The 22,594-nt window shown below is 71.5% G+C and carries 23 protein-coding genes; 8 read left to right on the top strand and 15 right to left on the bottom strand.

Annotation, left to right across the window (positions count from 1 at the left end; all coding sequences use genetic code 11):
* Positions 1-100: 100 nt before the first annotated feature.
* From ACTB72_RS12355 to ACTB72_RS12315, 9 genes are all read right to left on the bottom strand, one after another.
* The gene (locus tag ACTB72_RS12355) at positions 101-574 is read right to left on the bottom strand and encodes a hypothetical protein (protein ID WP_463037296.1); all 474 of its coding nucleotides are present in this window, start codon (positions 572-574) and stop codon (positions 101-103) included.
* On the bottom strand, positions 571-1,560 hold the full coding sequence (locus tag ACTB72_RS12350; protein ID WP_463037295.1) for a DMT family transporter: 990 nt from the start codon (positions 1,558-1,560) through the stop codon (positions 571-573). The genes ACTB72_RS12355 and ACTB72_RS12350 overlap by 4 nt, the downstream gene beginning before the upstream one ends.
* Positions 1,561-1,768: 208 nt before the next feature.
* Complete coding sequence (locus ACTB72_RS12345) at positions 1,769-2,854, bottom strand: ABC transporter ATP-binding protein (protein WP_463037294.1); 1,086 nt, start codon at positions 2,852-2,854, stop codon at positions 1,769-1,771.
* Complete coding sequence (locus tag ACTB72_RS12340) at positions 2,851-4,506, bottom strand: alpha-amylase family glycosyl hydrolase (protein WP_463037293.1); 1,656 nt, start codon at positions 4,504-4,506, stop codon at positions 2,851-2,853. The genes ACTB72_RS12345 and ACTB72_RS12340 overlap by 4 nt, the downstream gene beginning before the upstream one ends.
* The gene (locus ACTB72_RS12335) at positions 4,503-5,330 is read right to left on the bottom strand and encodes a carbohydrate ABC transporter permease (protein ID WP_463037292.1); all 828 of its coding nucleotides are present in this window, start codon (positions 5,328-5,330) and stop codon (positions 4,503-4,505) included. Before ACTB72_RS12335 ends, ACTB72_RS12340 begins: the two co-directional genes overlap by 4 nt.
* Positions 5,327-6,307 (bottom strand): carbohydrate ABC transporter permease, encoded by a 981-nt coding sequence (locus ACTB72_RS12330; protein ID WP_463037291.1) that lies wholly within the window; start codon positions 6,305-6,307, stop codon positions 5,327-5,329. Before ACTB72_RS12330 ends, ACTB72_RS12335 begins: the two co-directional genes overlap by 4 nt.
* Positions 6,308-6,386: 79 nt before the next feature.
* On the bottom strand, positions 6,387-7,730 hold the full coding sequence (locus tag ACTB72_RS12325) for an ABC transporter substrate-binding protein (protein ID WP_463037290.1): 1,344 nt from the start codon (positions 7,728-7,730) through the stop codon (positions 6,387-6,389).
* Positions 7,731-7,990: 260 nt separating this feature from the next.
* Positions 7,991-8,638 (bottom strand): alpha/beta hydrolase, encoded by a 648-nt coding sequence (locus ACTB72_RS12320; protein WP_463037289.1) that lies wholly within the window; start codon positions 8,636-8,638, stop codon positions 7,991-7,993.
* A 69-nt stretch (positions 8,639-8,707) separates the two neighbouring features.
* Positions 8,708-9,640 carry a ring-cleaving dioxygenase gene (locus ACTB72_RS12315; RefSeq protein WP_463037288.1) on the bottom strand — a complete coding sequence of 311 codons (933 nt, stop codon included), beginning with the start codon at positions 9,638-9,640 and terminating at the stop codon, positions 8,708-8,710.
* 232 nt (positions 9,641-9,872) lie between these two features.
* Between ACTB72_RS12315 and ACTB72_RS12310 the strand changes: the two genes are divergently transcribed.
* Positions 9,873-10,763 (top strand): LysR family transcriptional regulator, encoded by an 891-nt coding sequence (locus ACTB72_RS12310; protein ID WP_463037287.1) that lies wholly within the window; start codon positions 9,873-9,875, stop codon positions 10,761-10,763.
* On the opposite strand, the gene ACTB72_RS12305 is transcribed toward ACTB72_RS12310, so the two are convergent.
* On the bottom strand, positions 10,760-11,164 hold the full coding sequence (locus ACTB72_RS12305; protein ID WP_463037286.1) for a rhodanese-like domain-containing protein: 405 nt from the start codon (positions 11,162-11,164) through the stop codon (positions 10,760-10,762). The genes ACTB72_RS12310 and ACTB72_RS12305 overlap by 4 nt on opposite strands.
* A gap of 108 nt (positions 11,165-11,272) precedes the next feature.
* On the opposite strand from ACTB72_RS12305, the gene ftrA reads away from it, so the two are divergent.
* Complete coding sequence (ftrA, locus tag ACTB72_RS12300) at positions 11,273-12,283, top strand: transcriptional regulator FtrA (RefSeq protein ID WP_463037285.1); 1,011 nt, start codon at positions 11,273-11,275, stop codon at positions 12,281-12,283.
* Between the two features lie 90 nt (positions 12,284-12,373).
* A complete protein-coding gene (locus ACTB72_RS12295) occupies positions 12,374-13,270 on the top strand; it encodes an EamA family transporter (protein ID WP_463037284.1) in 897 nt (298 codons plus the stop codon).
* A gap of 94 nt (positions 13,271-13,364) precedes the next feature.
* On the opposite strand, the gene ACTB72_RS12290 is transcribed toward ACTB72_RS12295, so the two are convergent.
* The 3 genes from ACTB72_RS12290 to ACTB72_RS12280 all read right to left on the bottom strand — a co-directional run bounded on the left by ACTB72_RS12290 (position 13,365) and on the right by ACTB72_RS12280 (position 15,142).
* Positions 13,365-13,787 (bottom strand): OsmC family protein, encoded by a 423-nt coding sequence (locus ACTB72_RS12290; RefSeq protein WP_463037313.1) that lies wholly within the window; start codon positions 13,785-13,787, stop codon positions 13,365-13,367.
* A gap of 84 nt (positions 13,788-13,871) precedes the next feature.
* Positions 13,872-14,495, bottom strand: coding sequence for a pyridoxamine 5'-phosphate oxidase family protein (locus ACTB72_RS12285; protein ID WP_463037283.1), 624 nt, complete (start codon positions 14,493-14,495; stop codon positions 13,872-13,874).
* 17 nt (positions 14,496-14,512) lie between these two features.
* Positions 14,513-15,142, bottom strand: a complete 630-nt coding sequence (locus ACTB72_RS12280; RefSeq protein ID WP_463037282.1) for a TetR family transcriptional regulator — start codon at positions 15,140-15,142, stop codon at positions 14,513-14,515.
* Between the two features lie 197 nt (positions 15,143-15,339).
* Here ACTB72_RS12280 and ACTB72_RS12275 point away from each other — a divergent pair, with 197 nt between their 5' ends.
* Positions 15,340-16,146: an SDR family NAD(P)-dependent oxidoreductase gene (locus ACTB72_RS12275; RefSeq protein ID WP_463037281.1), complete on the top strand. Its 807-nt coding sequence runs from the start codon at positions 15,340-15,342 to the stop codon at positions 16,144-16,146.
* A gap of 86 nt (positions 16,147-16,232) precedes the next feature.
* Here the strand turns inward: ACTB72_RS12275 and ACTB72_RS12270 are convergent, their stop codons facing one another.
* Both ACTB72_RS12270 and ACTB72_RS12265 read right to left on the bottom strand, forming a co-directional pair.
* Positions 16,233-17,432 (bottom strand): amidohydrolase family protein, encoded by a 1,200-nt coding sequence (locus ACTB72_RS12270; protein ID WP_463037280.1) that lies wholly within the window; start codon positions 17,430-17,432, stop codon positions 16,233-16,235.
* A gap of 90 nt (positions 17,433-17,522) precedes the next feature.
* On the bottom strand, positions 17,523-18,314 hold the full coding sequence (locus ACTB72_RS12265) for an SDR family oxidoreductase (protein ID WP_463037279.1): 792 nt from the start codon (positions 18,312-18,314) through the stop codon (positions 17,523-17,525).
* Positions 18,315-18,460: 146 nt separating this feature from the next.
* Between ACTB72_RS12265 and ACTB72_RS12260 the strand changes: the two genes are divergently transcribed.
* The 4 genes from ACTB72_RS12260 (at position 18,461) to ACTB72_RS12245 (ending at position 22,548) form a co-directional block, all read left to right on the top strand.
* Entirely contained in the window at positions 18,461-18,847 is a 387-nt protein-coding gene (locus ACTB72_RS12260; RefSeq protein ID WP_463037278.1) for a Zn-ribbon domain-containing OB-fold protein, read from the top strand.
* Position 18,848: 1 nt separating this feature from the next.
* Entirely contained in the window at positions 18,849-20,003 is a 1,155-nt protein-coding gene (locus ACTB72_RS12255) for a thiolase (RefSeq protein WP_463037277.1), read from the top strand.
* Between the two features lie 175 nt (positions 20,004-20,178).
* On the top strand, positions 20,179-21,807 hold the full coding sequence (locus ACTB72_RS12250; RefSeq protein ID WP_463037276.1) for an AMP-binding protein: 1,629 nt from the start codon (positions 20,179-20,181) through the stop codon (positions 21,805-21,807).
* A 33-nt stretch (positions 21,808-21,840) separates the two neighbouring features.
* Positions 21,841-22,548 (top strand): hypothetical protein, encoded by a 708-nt coding sequence (locus ACTB72_RS12245; RefSeq protein ID WP_463037275.1) that lies wholly within the window; start codon positions 21,841-21,843, stop codon positions 22,546-22,548.
* The last annotated feature ends 46 nt before the right edge of the window (positions 22,549-22,594 follow it).

Below are 22,594 nucleotides of genomic sequence, written 5' to 3'. Positions count from 1 at the left end.
TCGCCCCCCCCCCACGACGATCATGTCATGCATCACGGTGTCGGCCATTCACGGGGGCGGGTTGCGCGGGCCGGGGGGGTCGCTCTCCCCGGCCCTGAGGTCAGACCGTGCCGGGCTCGGTGATCTGGTGGTCGTAGTCGTCGCCCTTGGTCACGAAGGGCGTCACCCGGATCGCGTCGCCTTCCACCGTGAAGCCGCGCACGCCGGCATAGCTGATGCCCGCGCCTTCCAGCATCGCCTGGGCGTCGGCCTCCATCCCCGCGGGGACATAGAGGAAGAAGTGGCGGACCTTGGTGGGGGTGCTGTCGTCCGAGGTCTCGGAGCAGATCTTCAGCCAGGGCAGGCGGGCGGGGTCGACATTCATCTCGACCTCGCCGATCTCGCGCACCGCGTCGGTGGGCGACACGATGATGATGTCGGGGTGATACGGCCCCTCGGGTCCCTCGATGGCGCGGGTCGGCGCGCCGGCGTTGCAGATGGTGACGTAGCCCGCGGGCCAGTCCTGCTGGCCGGGGAAGGGATAGCGGGTCTGCGAGATGTATCTGGCGACCTGGTCGTGGATGGCGTCGGTCATTCGGGAGCTCCTGGCTTCGGGGTTGGGGAGGTTTCGGCGGCGCGCGCCACGGCGGGGGCGAGCGGGCCGCGAATGAGTGGATCGGGGGCGGCGCGGGCGCGCCGTCGCTCCAGCCCCACCACCGCGACGCCGGAGACGAGCACCAGGCCCGCCCCCCACCACACCGCGGCGGTCGGGATCTCGTCGAAGATCAGCCAGCCGAGGCCGAAGCCGCTGACCAGCGCCCCGTATTCCAGCGCGGCGAGGGTGGAGGCGGGGATGCGCCGCGCCGCCTCGTAGATCGCGAACTGGCCCGCGCCGCCGAGCAGCCCGGCGGCGGCGATGCCGAGCGTCTGGACGAGGTCGGCCTGCCAGCCCCAGATCAGCGCAAAGGCTCCGGTCGCGAGCGCGAAGACGGCGTTGGCGAGGACGACCTGCGCCAGCGCCCCTTCCTCGCCCGAGAGCGCGCGCAGCATCAGCATGGTGCCGGCCCAGAGCGAGGCGGCGATCAGCGCGATGCCGGACGCGGCCGAGACGTCGAAGCTCGTCGCGCCCGACGCCAGCGCCACGCCGCCGAAACCCGCGGCGATGGCGGCCCATTGGCCGGGCGAGACCCGCTCGCCCAACAGGGGCCCGGACAGCAGCGCCACCAGGATCGGCGAGAAGAAATAGAGCGTGATGGCCTGGGCCAGCGGGATCTCGCGCAGCGCGAGGTAGAAGGCGCCCCAGGCGGCGAGGTTCATCAGCGCGCGCAGCACGATGAAGCGCAGCTTCCGCACCTTGCGGATGCGCCGCAGCACCGGGCGCCGGCCGATGAGCAGGGCCAGGGTCAGCACGGTCAGCGAGCGGACCAGCAGCACCTGCCAGACGGGAAGCGCCTGCACGTAGCTTTTGGTGAAGGCGTCCTGGAGCGGCAGCAGGACGTTCGCCGCGCAGACCAGCCCGACCGCGATCCAGAACGACGCCGCGAGCGTCGCCGCGGCGGCGGGGACCACCTTCGGGCTCACGCGCCGGCCGCGCCGCGCGGGGCGGCGGACGGGGCGGCGCACGGGGCGGCGCGGCGGGGGCGGGGAGCGGAGGACAGGGGCGCGGTCCCGAATTTGGGGTTGGCTGTTAAGTTGAAGCTAACTCCAAGTTCTTCATCCGGTCAACGTCGCTGCACTGCGGCAGGCGTTTTGCGCCGCAGGATTTTCCCGGCCGAAGGGCGACCCGGGCTCAGGCGGGCTGGGGCAGAGGTTCGGCCGCCATCGCCTTGCCGTCCGGGCCGAAGAGGCGCAGGTCGGCGATGTCGGCGGCGATGCGAAAGGTCTCGCCCCGCTTGGCGGGCAGGGCGCCGGGGAGCTTGGCGATCAGGGTGCTCTCGGGGCCGGCGGGCTCGAAATAGACCAGCTGGGTTTCGCCCAGCTTTTCGACCAGCGTGGCGCGGCCCTCGTAGAAGGCGGGCTCGTGGTCTTCGGCGAGGCGCAGCGCCTCGGGGCGGACGCCGAGGGCGACTTTCCGGCCCGTCGGGGCGGTCAGGGGAACCGGGGCGCAGCCGGGGGCGGCGAGGCCGTCGGGCCCGGCCTCGGCCGGCATCAGGTTCATGGCGGGCGAGCCGATGAACTGGGCGACGAAGGTGTTGGCGGGGCGGTCGTAAAGCTCCATCGGGGCGCCCACCTGCTCCACCCGCCCGTCGCGCAGCACCACGATGCGGTCGGCCAGCGTCATCGCCTCGACCTGATCATGGGTGACGTAGATCATCGTGGTGTCGGCCATCCGCTCGTTCAGCGCCGCGATCTCGATCCGGGTCTGGACGCGCAACGCGGCGTCGAGGTTCGACAGCGGCTCGTCGAACAGGAACACCTTCGGATCGCGCACGATGGCGCGGCCGATGGCGACGCGCTGGCGCTGGCCGCCGGAAAGCTGGCGGGGGAGACGCTTCAGGAGGGGGGTGAGCTGGAGCATTTCGGCCGCCGTCTCAACCTTCTCGCGCACCGTCTGCTTCGCGGTTTTGGCCAGGCGCAGGCCGAAGGCCATGTTCTCGTAGACCGTCATATGGGGGTAGAGCGCGTAGGACTGGAACACCATCGCGATGCCGCGCTGGGCGGGGGTGAGGGCGTTGACCTTCTCTCCGTCGAAATTGAGCGCGCCCGACGTGATCTCCTCCAGCCCCGCGATCACGCGCAGCAGCGTGGATTTCCCGCAGCCCGAGGGGCCGACGAAGACCACGAACTCGCCGTCCTCGATGGCGAGGTCGATGTCGCGCAGCGCCTCCACGGTTCCGTAGGATTTGCACAGGCGCTCGAGGGTCAGGCGGGTCATGCGGGATCTCCGGAAGGGGCGGGGGGCGCGCCGAACCAGGCGTCCTGCGGGCCGAGCCGCAGGGAGCCGTCGATGATCTCGCCGGCGAAGAGCGGGGTCGGGCCGGGGACCTCCAGCGTCTCGGCGGGCCAGGGGGCGGGGGCGGCCTGGGGCGCGTCGGTGAGGTTGAAGGCGCAATAGACGGTGTCGGCGCCGTCGCGCCGCGCGAAGACGACGAGGCCGGGGCCGGCCTCTTCCATCTCCAGCGCGCCATGGATCAGCGCGGGATGGGCGCGGCGGAAGGCGAGGAGGCGGCGATAGGCGTGGAGGGGGGAGGCCGGGTCGGCCTCCTGCCGGTCGACCGCGAGCGGGCGGTGCGCGTCAGGGGCCGGCAGCCAGGGGGCGGCCTCCGAAAAACCGGCGTTGGGGGCGGCTTCGGCCCAGGGCATCGGGGTGCGGGCCCCGTCGCGGCCGCGGAATTTCGGCCAGAGGCGCAGGCCGTAGGGGTCGCGGATATCCGCGAGGGCGACATGGGCCTCGGGCAAAGCCAGCTCCTCCCCCTGATAGAGGCAGACCGAGCCGCGCAGCGACAGCAGCAGGGCGGCCAGCAGCGTCGCGCGGTCCGTCGCCTCCGCCCCCCAGCGGGTGGCATGGCGCACGGTGTCATGGTTTGAAAACGCCCAGCACGGCCAGGAATGGGCGGAGACCGCCTCCACCCCCGCGATCACCTCGCGCACCCGCGCCGGGGTCGGCGGATCCGGGGCGAGGAAGTCGAAATCGTAGCACATGTGCAGCTTGTCGCCGCCTTCGGTGTAGTCGGCCATGACCTCGCGCCCCCGCTGGCTCTCGCCCACTTCGCCAAGCAGCGCGCGGTCGCCGAAACGGTCGCAGAGCGCGCGGAGGCGGCGGAGGAAGGCGAGGTTTTCGGGCTGGGTCTTGTCGTGGAGATGGTCCTGGAAGTTGTAGGGGTTTTCGGAGGGGGCGATGTTGGCGTTGCGCTGTTCGTGGGGCAGGGGCGGATTGTCGGTCAGGGCCGCGTCGTGAAAATAGAAGTTCACGGTATCGAGGCGGAACCCGTCCACCCCGCGCTCGAGCCACCGCTCGGCCACCGACAGCATCGCGTCCTGCACCGCGGGGTTGTGAAAATTCAGGTCGGGCTGGGCGGCGAGGAAGTTGTGCATGTAGTATTGCAGCCGCGAGGTGTCCCATTCCCAGGCCGGCCCGCCGAAGATCGACAGCCAGTTGTTGGGCGCGGTCCCGTCGGGCTTGGCGTCGGCCCAGACATACCACTCGGCCCGGGCGCCGTCGCGCGTGGCGCGGCTTTCCACGAACCAGGGATGCGCGTCGGAGGTGTGCGACAGCACGAGGTCGATGACGATGCGCAGGCCGAGGGCGTGGGCGGTCTCCACCACCGCGTCGAAATCCGTCAGCGTGCCGAACATCGGGTCGACGTCGCCATAGCCCGAGACATCGTAGCCGAAATCCTTCATCGGCGAGCGGAAGAACGGCGTGATCCACACCGCGTCGGCGCCGAGCGCCGCGATATGGGGCAGACGGCGGCGCAGGCCTTGAAGGTCGCCGATGCCGTTGCCGTCCGAGTCCTGAAACGAGCGCAGATAGACCTCGTAGATCACCGCGCCACGCCACCAGTCGGGATTTTCGATAAGGCTCATCCTTTGACTCCGCCGGCGGTCAGGCCGGCCACGATGCGGCGCTGGAAGACCAGGACCATGGCGATCAGCGGCAGGGTGACGATGACCGACGCCGCCATGATCTCGCCCCACGGCACCTCCTTGCCCGAAGAGCCGGAGATCATCGCGATCGCCACCGGCACGGTGCGGGTGTCGTTGGAGGCGACGAAGGTGAGCGCGAAGAGGAACTCGTTCCAGGCCTGGATGAAGGCCAGCAGCCCCGTGGTGACCAGCGCCGGCCAGAGCAGGGGCAGGAACACCCGGGTCACGATCTGCAGGGGCGTCGCGCCGTCGACGATGGCGGCCTCCTCCAGCTCCACCGGCATGTCGCGCATGAAGGTGGTCAGCACCCAGACGGTGAAGGGCAGGGTGAAGATCATGTAGCTCAGGATCAGCGAGCCGAGGCTGTTGTAGAGCTCGAAGGCGCGGACCATCTCGAAAAGTCCCGCCAGCACCGCGATCTGCGGGAACATCGAGACCGAGAGGACCGTGAGCAGCAGGAGCCCCCGCCCGCGGAACGGCACGCGGGACAGCGCATAGGCGGCGGTGACCGCAAGGCAGAGCGACAGGGCGACCACCGCCACCGCCACGCCCACGGAATTCAGGAAATTCCGCGGGAACTCGCCTTGGGTCATCACCGAGGCGTAATTCCCGAAATCCAGTTTGTCGGGCCAGTAGGACACGGTGAAAATGCCCGACCCGGTCTCGAGGCTGGTGAGGATCGCGTAGTAGAACGGGAACACCGAAAAGAGGATGATGCAGGCCAGCAGCGCCCAGAAGCCGACGCGCTTGAGGATCCGGGTCATCGCGACCCTCCCGCCCCGTCGCCGGCGAGGTCGAGCCGGGCGGCCTTGATGTAGCCGATGGTGATGAAGGCGATGACCAGGAACAGCAGGGTCGAAGCGGCGGAGCCATAGGCGAACTTGTCGAACTGGAACAGGTTCTGCTGGGCGAAGACCGACATGGTGGTGGTCTGCTGGTTGTTGGGCGTCAGCACGTAGACGATGTCGAAGACGCGCAGCGCGTCGAGCCCGCGGAAGATGGTCGCCACGATCAGGGCGGGGGCGACGAGCGGCAGGGTGATCTTCCAGAACACCCGCACCGGGTGGACGCCGTCGATGCGCGCGGCCTCGTAGATGTCGCGGGGGATCATCTGCAGGCCGGCGAGGATCAGGAGCGCCATGAAGGGGGTTGTCTTCCAGATGTCGACGATCATCACCGCGATCAGCGCGGTGTCGCCCGATGCGATCCAGGCCACCGGCTCGGACAGGATCCCCAGCCGCATGCCGAGATCGTTGATCATGCCGAACTGGTCGTTGAGCATCCACGCCCACATCTTGGCCGAGACGATGGTGGGGATCGCCCAGGGGATCAGCACCGCGGCGCGGACATAGCCGCGGCCGGGGAATTCGGCGTTGAGCGCGAGCGCGATGGTCATGCCGAGCACGGTTTCGACGCTGACCGTCACCAGCGCGAAGCGCAGGGTGTTCCACACCGCGTTCCACCAGCCCGGATCGGCGAGCAGGCCGAACCACTCGCCGTCCCCGTCGCCGTAGTCGAACCATTCGAGGTAGTTGTTCAGCCCGATCCACTGCGCGCCCGCAAGATCGCCCAGCGAGGCGTCGGTGAGGCTGAACCAGATGGTGCGGGCCAGAGGCCAGCCGGCGACGAAGGCCAGCACCGCCAGCATCGGCAGAAGAAACAACAGGGCCGAGCGCAGGCGCTGGGTCCGCAGGTTGGTCCGCGGGCGGGAGATCCGGGGGCGGGAGGCGGGGCCGATCATGCGCCCCCCCTCGCGTTACGCGGCGCGCGAAGGCGCGCGCCGCGCAGGATCGGGGCCGGGATCGGGGGCATCGCGGCGCTTACCAGCCCGAGCCCTTCAGCCGGGTCAGCCGCGCGTCGAGCCGCTTGAGGCTCGCCGCCGCGGGGCGCTCGCCCGAGAGGGTGGCGTGGACCGCATCCCAGAACTCCTTCGACACCTCGTTGTAATTCGTCGTGGTGGGGGCCGAGGGCCGGGGCACGGTGTTGAGAAAGATCTCCTTCCACTGGGGAATGGAAGGCTGCGCCTCGGCGATGTCGGCGTCGTCATAGAGCGCCTCGAGCGTCGGCAGGCGGGTCAGCTCGATGGCGCGGGTCTTCTGCGCCTCCGGACCGGTGAGGAACAGGACCAGCTCGGTCGCGGCCTCGACGTTCTCGGAATACTTCGACACCGCGAGGTTCCAGCCGCCCAGCGTCGCGGCGGAGCCTTCGCCGCCCGAGGGCAGGGGGGCGATGGCGAACTTGCCCTGCACGGCGGAATCCTCGGCCTCGCCCAGCGCCCAGGCGTAGGGCCAGTTGCGCATGAAGGCGGCCTTGCCGGTCTGCCAGACGCCGCGGCTCTCCTCCTCCTTGTAGGCGAGCACGCCTTCGGGGGAGATGTCGCCGATCCAGGAGGCGACCGTGTCCAGCGCCTCGGCGGCCTTCGCGTTGTCGATGGTGATCTCGCCGTCGGGGCTGACGATCTGGCCGCCGCCCCAGGATTTCACCCATTCCAGCGCGTCGCAGGTCAGCCCTTCATAGGCGGCGCCCTGGAAGACGTAGCCGTGGAAGTCGTCGATGCCGGCCTCGCGCTCACCCGTCTGGATGGTGCGGGCGGCGTCTGCCATCTCCGTCCAGGTCTCGGGCACGGCGAGCCCGTATTTCTCCAGCAGATCCTTGCGGTAGTAGAGTGCGGGGGCGTCGGTGAACATCGGCATGGCGATCAGGCGGCCGTCGACGGTCTGGCTTTCGATGATCGACTCGAAATGGTCGTCGACCGCGTCGCCGGCGGCATCCTTCAGGTCGACGAAATGGTCGGAGAGCTGCGGCGCCCAGACGATGTCGGTGCGGTAGACGTCGACGTCCGAATTGCGCGCCGAGAGCCACAGCCGGTATTGGGCGAACTGGTCGGTGGTCGACGACGGCATCTCGACGATCTCGACCTTGTGGCCGGTCATCTCCTCGAACCTGTCGAGGTTTTCGCGCAGGACCTCGTTGTCGCGTCCGACCGGGCCGGAGACGACCGAGAGGTCGGCGGCGAGGGCGGGGAGCGCCAGCGTCGTGGCCAGAAGGCCGGCGAGCGCGGCGGCGCCGAGCTTGGGCTTTGCGAAAACGGGCCGGGCGAAAACGGGCCGGGCGAAAACGGATCTGGCGAATGCGGGGGCGAAAGGCGACCTGGGTCGGCTCATGCGGCGGCTCCTCCTGACGGCGGGGGCTTGGCGCGGACGCCATCCCCTGCGCTTTCATCGAGTCACGACGGGCCGGAGGCGAGAAAGCGGAGCGCCCGGGACGTCGCGCATGTGCGGTGCGCCCTAAGGGTGGCCGTTGGGGGGCGCATGTCAAACCGCATGACGCAATGGCATCCCGGCAGGTGGACGCAAGGCCTCTTGCGAACGGCCGTGCGAGAGGGGCCGCGCCCTGGCAGGGGGCCGCCGTCGGCAGCGCGGCGTCAGCCCCTGCCGACGGCGGCGATCCAGTCGCGGGCGGCGACCAGATCGGCCTGGGTCAGGCCGTGCCCGGCGGGAACCGTGCGCCGGGTCACCTCCGCGCCCGCGTCGCGGAGCATGGTTTCCAGCCGCAGCGCGGTCTCGGCCGGCGCGATGGGATCGGCGAGGCCCGATAGGATCAGCGCCCGGCGCACGCCCGGGGGCGAGGCCGGAGCCTTCGCATAGGGGGCCATCGCCCGCATCAGGACCGCGCCCGACAGAACCCCGGGCCGCAGCAGCAGCAGGGAGGCGGCGATGTTGGCGCCATTCGAAAATCCGACCGCGATGGGGGCGACGAGGCCATGCGCTTCGGTCTGCGCGACGATCCAGTCGGCGAGCTCTTCGGTCCGGGCGCGCAGATCGTCCTCATCCAAAAGACCCTCTGCATGGCGGCGGAAGAACCGGGGCGCGCCGCGCTCCGACACCTTGCCGCGAGGTGAGAGCAGCGCCGAGCCGGGCGAGACCGCGGGGCCGAGATCCAGCAGGTCCCGCTCATCGCCCCCCGTTCCGTGCAGCAGCAGCAGCGGCGGCGCGGCGGGGTCGGCGCCGGGGACGAAGGCGTGGATGAACTCGGGGACCGCCGGGACGGTGGCGGAGATCGGTCGGGTCATGGGGCGTCTCCTCAGGTCGGAACGGCGGGAGGACGCCTCGCCCCTCCAAAAAGGGCGAGGCGCAGGGGGTCAGGCCAGCGCGGGCAGCGCGGCCTCGATCTCGGCGCGATGCGCTTCGTACTGCGCCGGCAGCTTCAGGGCCTGGCCGAGCTCGGCCGCCGGCTCGTCCACGGCGAAGCCGGGGGCGTCGGTCGCGATCTCGAACAGCACGCCGCCGGGCTCGCGGAAGTAGACGGACCGGAAGTAGTTGCGGTCCTTCTGCTCGGTCGTGCGCAGGCCGTGGTTCTTCGCCAGCAGGCCCACCATCCGCGCCTGATCGGCGTCGTCGGCCGCCCGGAAGGCGATGTGGTGGACCGAGCCGCGGCCGGGGCGCGCGGGCAGGAACTCGCCCGCCTCGCGGATGTCGATCACGTCGCCCAGGCCCCCGTCAGGGGCGGTGAAGCGGGTGGTCGTGCCTTCCGTCGCGCCCTGGGCGAAGCCGAAGACCCCGGTCAGGATCGCCGCGGTCGGCGCGGTTTTCGCCAGCAGCAGGCTCACGCCCTGCATGCCGCGGATGGCATGCTCGGCCGGGATGCCCTCGGCCTCGCGCCCCGTCTCGGCCTCGGCGCCCTTCAGCGCCACCAGCGCCAGCCGCATTCCGTCGGGATCGCGGAACGGCAGCACGGTCTCGCCGAAGCGGGTCTCCGGCGTGCCGTGGGTGACGCCCTTCTCCAGCAGGCGCTGGGTCCAGAAGCCGAGCGAGGCGGCGGGGATGCGGAACACCGTCTCCTGCGTCTCGCCGATGCCGAGGCGGCCGGGCGCGGCGTGCTCCCACGGGAAGAAGGTGATGATCGAGCCGGGGGAGCCGGCCTCGTCGCCGAAATAGAGGTGATAGGCGCCGGGATCGTCGAAGTTGACGGTCTTCTTCACCAGGCGCAGGCCCAGAACCTCGGTGTAGAAGGCGAGGTTGCGGCGGGCGGCGCCGGAGATGGCGGTGACGTGATGCAGGGTGCGGGCGGTCATGGCGGGTCTCCTCGGGCGGCCCCGGTGCGGGGCGATGGGGGCTTCCCCGGTGCGGGGTGATGGGGGCGGAGGTCGGCGCCTCCGTCTGAGGAGGAAGATAGGGGAGGCGGGGCCGGATCCGAAGGGGCATGACATTGCATCCGTGCATAGATGGATTTGCATTCGCGACATCTTCCGGTCATATGCGCCGAAGATGACGCAGCGAATTCAGCGTGGGTCAGGGGGGTCGGGGATGCAGGGCGCAGGGCGCGACGGGCCGGACTGGGACGACTTCCGCTTGGTCGGCGCGGTGGCGGAAGAGGGGGGGCTGCCCGCCGCCGCCCGCCGCCTGGGGCTGAGCCATTCGACGGTGTTCCGCAGACTCGCCCAGATCGAGGCGAGCCTCGGCGTGCCGCTCTTCGAACGCGGGCGCACGGGCTACGCCCCCACCCCCACCGGCGAGGAGATGGCCGCGGTGGCCGCCGACATGGAGGCGCGCGCCGCGGGTTTCGCCGGGCGGCTGGAAGCGCAGGAAATCCTGCCGGCGGGCGATCTGCGGGTCACGACCTCGGACGCCTTGCTGGTCGACCTGCTGACCCCGATCTTCGCCGATTTCCGGCGTGCGCATCCGGCGGTGCGGCTCGACGTGACGCTGGGCAATTTCCCGATGAACCTGTCGCGGCGCGACGCCGACGTGGCGATCCGGGCCACCGATCAGCCGCCCGAGACCCTGGTGGGGCGCCGCGTGGCGACGCTCTGCTGGGCGCTCTACGGCCCGGCGGGGGGGGCGGCGACGGGCTGGGTCGCGCCGTCCGACGACCTCGCCGACCTCCCCGCCGCCGCGGCGACCCGGGCCCGGGTGACGGCGGAGGGCGGCGACGTCGGCTATCGCGCCAATTCCATGCTCGGCCTCGCCGAGGCCATCGGCGCCGGGGCCGGGCGCGGGTTTCTGCCCTGCTTCATGGGCGACGCGCGCCCCGGGCTCGCGCGGTTGGAGGGGCCGGCGGACGGGCTCTCCACCGGCCTGTGGCTGCTGGTCCATCCCGACCTGCGCCGGGCGCCCCGCGCGCGGGTGTTCCTCGATCACATGGCCGAGCGGCTCGGCGGCATGAAGCGGTTTCTGGAAGGGGGCGGGGTGGGTTAGGCCCCGGTCGCCAGCGAAAACCCCTCGTCGAGCCAGCCGGTCACCCCGCCGATCATCTTCTTCACCGGCAGGCCGAGCCGCGCCAGCCGCACCGCCGCCTTGTCGGCCCCGTTGCAATGGGGGCCCGCGCAATAGACCACGAAAGTGGTCCCGGGGGCGAAGGCCTCCATTCGCCGGGCGGTCATCTTGCCATGGGGGAGCGACTGGGCGCCGGGGACGTGACCGGCGGCGAAGAGCGCGGGGGACCGCACGTCGAGCACCACGAAATCCGGGTCGGGGCCGGGCGCCTCCAGGGCGGCATGGGTGTCCCAGCAATCGGTCTCGAACGCCAGCAGGGCTTCGAAATGCGCGAGCGCCCGGTCGGGGGCGGCGGCGGGGTGTTCGGTGATCGGGCTGGTCATGGCGGGCTCCTTGCTCTGCGACCTTTGATGCCGCGGGCGAGGCGCGCGCGCGAGTGGCGGAAACGCCATCATCTGGTATGTTTCCGCCAATGCCGTTTCGGAGGGATCATGGCCGCCCCAACCCCATCGCCGCCCCCATCGCCGCACCGGGTCGTCGCCATCGTCTATGACGGGCTCTGCACCTTCGAATTCGGCATCGTGACCGAGCTCTTCGCCCTGCCGCGCCCCGAATTCGATTTCCCCTGGTACGACTTCGCCCTCGCCGCGGCCGAGAGCCGGCCCGGCGGCCTCAGCGCCATGGGCGGGTTCCGGGTCGAGGTCGACGCGGGGCTGGAGCTGCTGGAGACCGCCGACACCGTGGTCATCCCCGGCTGGCGCGACCGCGACGACCCGGCCCCCGCGCCCTTGGTCGAGGCGGTGCGCGCGGCCCATGCCCGGGGCGCGCGGATGCTGGCGATCTGCTCGGGCGGCTTCGTGCTCGGCGCCGCGGGCATTCTGGAAGGCCGCCGCGTGACCACGCATTGGCGCCACATGGCGGCGATGAAGGCGCGGTTTCCGGGCGTCGAGCTGGCCGAGGACGCGCTTTACGTCGAGGACCGGGGCGTCATCACCTCGGCCGGCAGCAGCGCCGGCATCGACGCGGGGCTGCACCTGATCCGGGCCGATCACGGCGCGCGCGTCGCCAATATCGTCGCCCGGCGCATGGTGATGCCGCCGCATCGCGACGGCGGTCAGGCCCAATATGTCGAGGCCCCGGTGCAGCTGCGCCCGGGGCGGAGCATGGCGGGCGTGCTCGACTGGGCGCGGGGCGAGCTGGCGGGGCCGGTGTCGGTGGCGGCCCTCGCCGACCGGGCGGGGATGAGCGAGCGCAGCTTCCTGCGCCGCTTCCGCGAGGCGACCGGAACCACGCCGCTGAAATGGCTCCGGCGGGAACGGGTGACCCGGGCGATGAAGCTGCTCGAGGAGACGGGGCTCGGCCTCGACGACGTCGGCGCCAATTGCGGCTTCGGCTCGGCCGAGGCGTTCAGAAAGGCGTTCGGAGAGGTGGCGGGCGTGGCGCCGGGCGCCTATCGCGCGCGGTTCCGCCGAGGGGGGGAGCGCGGCGCCGCGGCGGGCTGAGCCTGATCCTGCGGAAGGCTTGCGCGCAGCGCAATCCGGGTTTCCGCGCCCCGGCCTTGCGCGCCGCCGGGGCGCGGGCTTTGTGGCCGGATGGAACTCTGGATCCCCATCACCATCGCCGCCGCCTTCTGCCAGAACCTGCGTTCGGCCCTGCAGAAACGCCTGCGCGCCACGCTGAGCGTCGAGGGCGCGACCGGCGCCCGCTTCGTCTACGCGGCCCCGCTGGCGCTCGCCCTGCTGGCCGCGCTGATCTGGGGGCGGGGGGATGCGCCGCCCGGCGCGCCGGCGGAGTTCTTCGTGTTCTCCATCGTCGGGGGCCTCGCGCAGATCGCGGCGACCTGGCTGCTGATCCACCTGTTCTCCCTGCGCAATTTCGCGGTGGCGACCGGGCTGACCAAGACCGAGACGGTGCAGACCGCGCTGATCGGCGTGGTGCTGATCGGCGATCCGATGTCGCTGGCGGGGGCGGCGGCGATCCTGGTCAGCCTCGCCGGCGTGGCGTTGATCTCCCTGCCGGCCGGCAAGGTGGCGGGGGCCGGGGTCTCGGCCAGAAGCGCGCTGATCGGCATCGCGTCCGGCGGGCTTTTCGGCCTGTCGGCGGTGGCCTATCGCGGCGCGGCGCTGTCGCTGGACAGCGGCGACGTGATCCTGCGCGCGGCGACGACGCTCGCCATGGTCACCACCTTCCAGGCGGTGCTGACCGTGCTCTATCTGGGCCTGCGCATGCCGGCGGAGGCGCGGGCGCTGGCGGGGTCCTGGCGGGCGTCGAGCTGGGTGGGGCTGGTGGGGATGCTCGGCTCGCTGGGCTGGTTCGCCGCCTTCACCTTGCAGAGCGCCGCGCATGTGCGGGCGCTGGGCCAGGTCGAGGTGATCTTCATGGTGGCCTCCTCGGTCCTGATGTTCGGCGAACGGCCGAGCCGGCGCGAGATTCTCGGAGTTTGCCTCGTCGCGCTGGGCATCGTCGGGCTGGTGCTCTGGGGCGAATAGGCTTCGCGGGGCGCGAAAGCCGAAACCCCCGGCCCGCGGGGAGGCGGGCCGGGGTCCGAGCATAACGGGCCGGGCGGCGCCCGCCCGCCGGCGCTCAGTTCAGCGTTGCGGTCAGCGTGATCTCGGCGTTGATCACCTTGGACAGCGGGCAGCCGGCCTTGGCCTTGGCCGCGAGCTCCTGGAACTGGGCGTCGGTCGCGCCGGGGATCTTGGCCTGCAGGTCCAGCGCCACCCTGGTGATCGCGAAGCCGTCGTCGAGCTTTTCCAGCGTGACCTTGGCGGTGGTGCGCAGCGACTCGGCGGTCAGATCCGCCTCGCCGAGGATCATCGACAGCGCCATGGTGAAGCAGCCGGCATGGGCGACGCCGAGCAACTCTTCGGGGTTGGAGCCTTTCACGCCCTCGAAACGGGTGGCGAAGCCATAGGGATGGGCGTCGAGCGCGCCGCTTTCGGTGGAAAGCGCGCCCTTGCCGTCCTTCAGGCCGCCGGACCAGGCTGCGGAACCGCTGCGTTCGATCTTCATGGGGAAGTCCTCCGGTTGAGTGGATCGGGGGGGACCGCCGCGTCCCCTCGGGTCGGGGGCGGGCGGAACGGGGGGGCCTCAGCCGTCGCCGCGGGCGGCGAGGGCGGCCTCCAGTTCGCGGATGCGGGCCTGGAGGCGGGCGATGGGGGGCGCGATCTCGGCCGCCGAAAAGCGCGGCGTGATGTGCTGCGGGCAGTTCCAGTCGAAGGCCTCGACGCTCACCACCATCGCGCGTTCGACGCGCGCGTCATAGCCGGGCAGCGCTAGCGCTTCGGCGAGGGCGGGCTCGGCGGCGAGATCGGCGACCCGCGCCCGCCCGATGACCTTGAGCCGGGCCTGGCGGGCGGGATCGAGGAACAGGAACGCGGCCCGGTCGTCGGCCTTCAGCGCGCCGACCGAGATGTATTGCCGGTTGCCGCGGAAGTCGGCGAAGGCGAATTCCGACGGCGACAGGATGCGCACGAAGCCCGGCGGGCCGCCGCGATGCTGGACATAGGGCCAGCCGGTCTCGCCATGGGTGGCCATGAACATTGTGTCGAGGCTCGCGATGAAGGCCTGTTCGTCGGGGCCGAGCATGTCGGGGGCATGCAGGTCGGGGGCGTCGGTCTCGGGGTCGCGCGCATGGGTCGGACGGCCGAGCCGCGCGGTCTGGGTCGCCAGCGCGTGGGGGCCGAACATGCGGTTGCGGTAATGCGCGGTCATCGACGGCTTTCCTTGAGTCAGGCGGTGGCGGGGACAGGCGCGGAAGCGGGCGCCGGGACGGAGGCGGGCTCGGGCGCGGGCACGGGGCGGATCAGCTCGGCGGTCATCGCGTCGAGCGCGCTGCGCCAGGGCTCGGCGCTGCGCAGGCCGCGCGACAGCACCAGGCCGCCATGCAGGAACATCGCCGCCCGCTCGGCCCGCGCCCGCGCCTCGGTCGGGGGGGCGCCGGCTTCTTCGGCCAGCGTCGCGAAGGCGGCGATCAGCGTCTCGAACGCCGCGCGCACGCCGTCGACGAAGGGCCCGTCCTCGTCCCGCGGGGCGGAGAGCATGTTGAGCAGGCAGGCCCGCGCCCCCCCCGCATAGAACGCGTCTAACCGCGCCGCCGCCGTCGCGGCCCGGGCCGAGGGGTCGCCGGGTCCGTCCAGCATCTCCGCCGCCAGCCGATCGAGCCGGGTCGAGGCGTTGGCCAGCACCTCCTCCGCCATCTGGCGTTTGCCGGCGGGGAAGCGGTGGTAGAGGCTCGCCTTGCCGAGGCCGGCGGCGGCGGAGAGCTGGGCGAGCGACGCCCCCCCGAAGCCGCGATCACAGAACACCGCGGCGAGGCGCGACAGCAGCTCTTCATCCTCGACGGTCTGGGGGCGGGCCATGGGGTCTCCTTGCCGGCGGGGGGGCGGCCGGCGTGACGGAAGAGTTAATACCGAACGTTCGGTATTCAACCCCTCGCCCGCATCCTCGCCCGGGTTTCGCACCGCGCCTCTCGACGCAAGCGCGGCGCGGGGCGGAGGGCCAGTCTGACGGTCCCGGCGGCGCCTCCCGCATCGCCGGCCGCGCAGGGGGACATGCCATGCAGCCATATCGCGAGCTCAGCCGTTCGATCCGCGGACGCCGCGCCATCGTCACCGGGGCGGCCAGCGGCATGGGGCGGGCGACCGCGCATCTGCTGGCGCGCGAAGGCGCCGACGTCGCGGTCACCGACCTGCGCCCCGACGCCTGCGAGATGGTCGCGGCCGAGATCGACGCGGCCCGCGCGGCGCCCGGCGGCGAAGGGATCGGGCGCGCGATCCCCATGGCGCTCGACGTCACCGACGCCGAGGCGATCCGCGAGGCGGTGCCGGCGCTGGCGGATGAACTCGGCGGGCTCGACATCCTGATCAACAACGCCGGCTTCTCCCGCCACCCGGCCTTCGAGGATGACGAGGCCTATGAGGAGGCGTGGTCGCTCAGCCTCGCGGGAATGCTCTCGGCCCATCAGCGCACCATCCGGGCGGCGCTGCCCTGGCTGCGCAGGTCCGACGCGGCCCGGATCGTGAACATCGCCTCGACGGAGGGGTGGGGGGCGACGAAGAACAACTCGCCCTATGTGGCGGCGAAGACCGGAGTGATCGGGCTGACCCGGGCGCTGGCGGTGGATTTCGGGCGCGAGGGGATCACGGTCAACTGCATCTGCCCCGGTCCGATCCTGACCGGGATCACCAGCCATATCTCGGAAGAGCACAAGGCGATCTTCGCCAAGCGGCGCACCGCGCTCGGCCGCTACGGGCATCCGGAGGAAGTGGCTCATATCACGCTGTCGCTGGTGCTGCCGGCGGCGAGCTACATCACCGGGGTGGCGATCCCGGTGGATGGCGGGCTGACCATCAAGAACGCGTAGGGCCGGGCGCGAGCCCGCCATTTGCGGCCCCCGTGGCGCCGAGGGTGCGGTGAGCGGGAGGGCGCCCGCCTTCCGCCCCCAGGACCTCAGGCCAGCATTTTGCCGTTCTCGGCGATCAGGCGGCCGTTCTTCCACACCTGCCGGTCGCGGGGCTTCGCGGCCACCGCCTCGGCCGGATGGCGGGCGTCGAGGGTGACGAAGTCGGCCGGTGCGCCGGGGCGGAACCCGTAATCGCTCAGGCCGAGCGCGGCGGCTCCGCCCTGGGTGACGATGTCGAAGCACATCTCCAGCTGGGCGTCGGTGGCGAAGCCGGAGCGGTAGCCGATCATGTTCGCCCGCCCCAGCATGTCGCCATCCCCCCAGGGCCACCACGAATCCCGGATGTTGTCGCAGCCCGACCACACGGTGACGCCCGCCTCGCGCAGGATCGCGACCGGGGGCAGGGGGCGGGCGCCCGGCGCGTTGGTCATGATCGCCACGCCCGCCTCCGCCAGCTTCGCCGCGGTCCTGCGCTGCTGCGCCTCCGCCACGTCGCCGAGCCCGTAGGCGTGCGAGATCCCGACCAGCCCCTGCATGCCCAGCGCCCTGGTCCGGTCGGCGATCCGCTCGATCTCGAACACGCCGAGGTGCCCGGCGTCGTGCAGATGGATGTCGATGAGGGCGCCGTGCCGCTCGGCCAGGCCGAAGACCACGTCGAGATGCCCCTCGAGGTCCAGGTCGAAATTGGCGGGGTCGAGCCCGCCGACCACGTCGCAGCCCATCGCCATCGCCTCGTCCATCAGCTCCGCCACGCCGGGCGAGAGCAGGATGCCCGATTGAGGGAAGGCGCAGATCTGCAGGTCGATGCGGTCTTCGTATTCGGCGCGCAGCGCCAGCAGCGCCTCGACATGGGTCAGCCGGCGGTCGAGGTCGACGATGACATGCGAGCGCATCCTTGTGCTGCCCTGGGCGAGGCAGAAGTCCAGATGGTCGCGGGCGCGTTGTTCGAGGGGGCCGGCGAGGGCCAGATTCTCGTTCTGGAAGCGCACCCGCTCATGGACGTCGAAGCCGGCGGCGTTGGGTTTGTGGGGGATCCAGGCGTCGCCGATGAAGGAGGTGTCGAGATGGACGTGCCCCTCGACGAAGCCGGGCGCGACGAGGCGGCCGGCGAAATCCACTGTGGCCCCGGCCTCGGGGCGCGGCGCGCCCTCGGGCAGGATCGCCTCGATCCGGCCCCCGGTCACGGCGAAGGCGGCGCGGGACCCGTCGGGCAGAAGGGCGTTTTCGAAGAGCGTGTCGATGGGCATGAGCGTCGGGTCCGGAGCAGCGGCGGGACCCCGATCATGGGGCCGTCCGGCCCGCCCTGCAAACCGCCCCGCCCCGCGACCGATGCGCCCCTACGGATTCATCTGGCTGCCGCCATTGGCCGAAAGCCGCTGCCCGGTGATGTAGGAGGCTGCGTCCGACAAGAGGAAACAGACCGGGTTCGCGGCCTCCTGCGGCGAGGACCAGCGACCCATCGGCACCCGCGCCAGATAGGTGTCGCGGAATTTCTCGGAGCGCACCGTCTCGGTCATCGGGGTCTCGACCATGCCGAAGGCGACGGCGTTGGCGCGGATGTTGTAGCGGGCCCATTCGCGCGCCGTGGACATGGTCGCGCCGAGGATGCCGGATTTCGCCACCGAATAGTTGATCTGCCCGACCGTCCCCTGCACGCCCGCATCCGACGAGATGTTCACGATCGACCCGCCGCTCTCGTCCCCCGCCTTGTGGCGCGCGACCATGTGGGCGCCGGCGGCCTGGATGAAGCGCCAGGCCCCGGTCAGGTGCACGTCGATGACGAGGCGCCATTGCTCCTCGGTCATCTTCCCGATCATCGCGGGGCGGGTGATGCCGGCGTTGTTGACCAGGCCATGCAGCGCGCCGAAGCGGGCGACGGTCTCGGCCACCGCCACCTCCGCGAACCCGGCCGCGGCGACGTCGCCGATCAGGCGGATCGAGCGGCCCTCGGGCAGGAGGCCTTGCGTCTCGGCCAGCGCTTCGGGGTTGAGGTCGACGAGGCCGACCGCGCCGCCCAGTGCGCAGACCAGTTCGGCCACCGCCCGGCCGATGCCCTGGCCTGCGCCGGTCACGATCACGGCGCGGCCCTCAAGGCTCATCGGGTTCATCATCGCGGCGGCGTCGGTCATGGCGGGCTCCGGTTCCGGGCAGGGGAGGGGCGGGCGCCCCGGGACGATCCATCACATATCTGGAAACCGCCGCGCCCCGCTTGCGTCCGGCGCGGCCTCGGCGCCTGATGGACGAAACGACCGAAAAAACTGGGAGGAGACCCGCGATGACCGAACCCGCAACCGGCCTCAGGCCCGAGGCCGACTGGCTGGAGCATCTGGCCGCCGGCCGCTTCATGCTGCCCCGCGCCCGCAAGTCGGGCCAGATCTTCTGGCACCCCCGCGTGGCCGAGCCGCGCACCGGCGACACCGATCTCGAATGGGTCGAGGCCTCGGGCCGCGGCGTGGTCTATTCGACGTCCGTCATGCGGATGCGGCCGCCCAAACCCTCCTACAACGTGGCGCTGATCGACCTCGCCGAAGGCCCGCGGATGATGTCCCGCGTCGACGGGATCCCGCCCGAGGAGGTGCGCATCGGCATGCAGGTCGCCGCACGGATCATCGAAGAGGACGGCCGCCCCCTGCTGGTGTTCCATCCGGTCGGAGGCGCCTGAGATGGTTGACAAATTCCCCCGCGGCCGCACCGCCATCGTCGGCGCCGCCACCCATGGCATCGGCGAGGCGCCGGGCTTCGACGCCATCGACGTCGCGGTCCACGCCTCGGTCAAAGCGTTGAAGCAGGCCGGGCTGACGCCGGGCGATTGCGACGGGCTGTGGATCGGGCTGCCGCAGGACTACATCTCCGGCCTCAGCTTCGCTCAGCATCTGGGCGTGCATCCCAAGGTGACCGGCAACAACCGGACGGGGGGCTCGGCCTTCCTGACCCATGTGGCGGAGGCGGCTTTGGCGCTGGATGCCGGGATCTGCGACGTGGCGCTGATCGCCTACGGTTCCGTGCAGCGCACGGCGTCGGGGAAGCTGCAAAGTTCCGCGCGGGCGGATCCGTTCGAGGGGCCCTACAAGCCGGTGCTCCCCGTGGCCGCCTACGCGCTGGCCGCGTCGCGCCACATGCACCAGTACGGCACGACGCCCGAGCAGCTGGCCGCGGTGGCGGTGGCGGCGCGGGACTGGGCGAAGCTCAACCCCGACGCCTTCATGCGCGAGGATCTTTCGATCGAGGACGTGCTGGGCGCGCGGCGCGTCGCCGACCCGCTCGGCGTGCGGGACTGCTGCCTGGTGACGGACGGGGCCGCGGCCATCGTGATGACCCGGGCGGACCGGGCGAAGGACCACGCGAAAACCCCGGTGCATGTGCTGGGGTCCGCGGCCGCGACCTGGCACATGAACATCTCCGCGATGCCGGACCTGACGGTGACCGCGGCGTCCGAATCCGGGCCCCGCGCGATGGCGCAGGCGGGGGTCGGGGTCTCGGACATCGACGTTCTGGCGCTCTATGACGCGTTCACCATCAATACCATCCTGTTCCTCGAGGATCTCGGCTTCTGCCCCAAAGGCGAGGGCGGGCGCTTCGTCGAGGGCGGGCGGATCGCGCCCGGCGGCGCGCTGCCGGTCAACACCAATGGCGGCGGGCTCAGCTGCGTGCATCCCGGCATGTACGGGCTTTTCACCCTGGTCGAGGCGGCGCAGCAGATCATGGGGGGGCTCGGAGACCGGCAGGTGGAGGGCGCGAAGCTCGCCCTCGCCCACGGCAATGGCGGGTTCCTGTCGAGCCAGGCGACCACCATCCTCGGCGCGCCCGAGACGGTCTGACGCGCGCGGGCGGGGAAGCGTAGGGCGGGCGCCAGCCCGCCATCCCCCGCCCCCGCCTTTTCCGCCCGCCAGAACCGCGAACCCCGCTTCCCTCCGCGCGCAGGGGCGGTAGTCTCGCCAATGACCAAACACGAGCGGCGCCCCGACGCGCCGCCATCTGGGAGGAGACACGACCATGCCCACCGGAGCCGCCGCCGCCCCCCGCGACGCCAGAGCCGCGATCATCAACCCCTTCGCCGGGCGCGACGTGAACTGGCTGCTCGACCACCGCGCCGCCAGGAGCCCCGAGCGCCCGTTCCTGATCTGGGAGCCGTTCGAGGGGCCGGCCCGCACCTGGACCTACGCCCAGTTCCGCGACCGGGTCGACCGCATCGCCGCCGGCCTCGCGGCGCGGGGCATCGGAGAGGGCGACCGCGTCCTCGTCCATCTCGACAACTGCCCGGAGATGGAATTCCTCTGGTTCGCCATCCAGCGCATCGGCGCCATCGTGGTGACCACCAACACCCGCTCGTCGGCCGACGAACTGGAGTATTTCGCCGACAATTGCGGGGCGGTCGCCGCGATCACCCAGCCGGAGCTGGCCGAGCTCGTCTCCCGCGCCTGCCGCCATGTGAAATGGGTGGCGGTGACCGAGGCGATGGTCGGCGGGGGCGCTCCGCCGGCCAACCTCGCCCCCGACAAGGGCTCCGCCTTCTCCGCCATCGACGCCGACCCCGCCGGCCTGCGCCGCCCGGCCCCGGACCCGTGGCGGCATGGCTCGGTGCAATACACGTCCGGCACGACGTCCCGCCCCAAGGGGGTGCTGTGGACGCAAGGCAACGCGCTCTGGGGCGCACGGACTTCGGCGTTCAACGAGGGACTGACCGCCGCCGACGTGCATCTCGTGCAGATGCCGACCTTCCACACCAATGCGCGGACCTATTCGATCCTGCCGACCATGTGGGTGGGGGGCGCGGTGGTGATGCAGCCGCGCTTCTCCGCCTCGCGCTTCTGGGACGTGGCGGCGCGCAACGGCTGCACCTGGGCCTCGATGCTGCCGTTCTTCTGCAAGGCGGTCCAGCAGCATCCGATGCCTGACGCGCATACCTTCCGCATGTTCGGGATGTCGGGCAACGAGCTGCCCTGGGACGGCGTCTTCGGCATCCGCTCCATCGGCTGGTGGGGGATGACGGAGACGATCACCCATGGCCTGATCGGCGAGGCGTCGAGCCTCGGCGCCCGCCCCGGCTCCACCGGCCGCCCCGGCCCCGGCTACGACATAAGGGTGTTGCGCGAGGACGGCGAGATGGTCGAGCCGGGCGAAACGGGGCGCCTGCAATGCCGCGGCTGGCGCGGCATCCAGCTGTTCCTGGAATATCTGGGCAACGCGAAAGCCACAAACGACAGCTTTTCGGAGGACGGCTGGTTCGACACCGGCGACCGGGTGCGGCTGGACGAGGACGGCTGGATCACCTTCGCCGACCGCGACAAGGACATGCTGAAGGTGGGCGGAGAGAACGTCGCGGCGTCCGAGATCGAGCGGGTGGTGGCGACGGTCGGCGGCGTCTACGAGAATGCGGTGGTCGCCCGCAAGGACCGGATGCTCGACGAGGTGCCGGTGGTCTTCGTGATCCCCGATCCCGATCTGGGGCCGGAGGGCTACGAGGGCCTCAAGACCCGGATCTTCGCCGAATGCCGCGACAAGCTGGCCGATTTCAAGCGCCCGCGCGACGTGTTCGTGGTGTCGGAGATGCCGCGCTCGACGCTCGAAAAAGTCCACAAGGCCGGGCTGCGCGCGAAGCTCGCCGAGATGGAGACCGCCTGACATGCCCAGCCGCCCCTCCCCCCGATCGTTGTCGTGACCCGGGCGGAGGCGGCGGCGGCGCTGCTGCTCGAAGCCCGGCGCACCGGTCGGCCGATCCCCCGCTTGCCGGAGGCGCTGCGCCCTGCGGATCTGGGGCAGGCCTACGCCATCCAGGCCGAGATCCACCGGGCGCTCGGCCGCTCCGGCGCGTGGAAAGTCTCCGGCGGCCCGCCCGCGGCGGCGGCGCCGATCGCGATCCTGAGCCATGCGCCGGAAGCGCCGGCGGGGGCCGAGGGCATCGAGGGCGAGATCGCGCTGCGCCTCGCCCGTGATCTGGCCCCCGACCCGGCGATGAGCCTCGACGCCCTCGCGGGCCTCGTCGACGCCCACGCCCCGGCCTTCGAGCTGACCCGGGCCCGGGTCGCCGACCCCGACCAGACCCGGCCCGAGAAGATGGCCGACGATTTCATCGCCCATGCCGTCGTGCTGGGGACGCCGGTCGCGGGCCCGCCCCCTTTCGGCCCGTTCCCGCGCCCGGTCCTCCTGCGCGACGGCCTGGACATCCACGCCCCCTACGCCCCCGTCGACCCGCTGGAAGCGCTGCAGAGCTATGCGCGGACCGGCGGCGACCTGCTCGGCGGGCTCAAGGCCGGCGACTGGATCATCACCGGGTCGCTCACTGGCCTGCCCCCCGTCGCGCCCGGCGAGCGCTGGCGGCTCGAAGCGCCCGGCCTCCCCCCGTTGGAAATCATGCTGCCCTGAGGGGGCGGGAGACGGCGCCGCCCGGCCCCCCGCCGCAACGCCGCGC

This window comes from Albimonas sp., from assembly GCF_055129145.1.
Note: the sequence above shows the minus strand (reverse complement) of the source record. Positions and strands in the feature narration are given on the sequence as shown.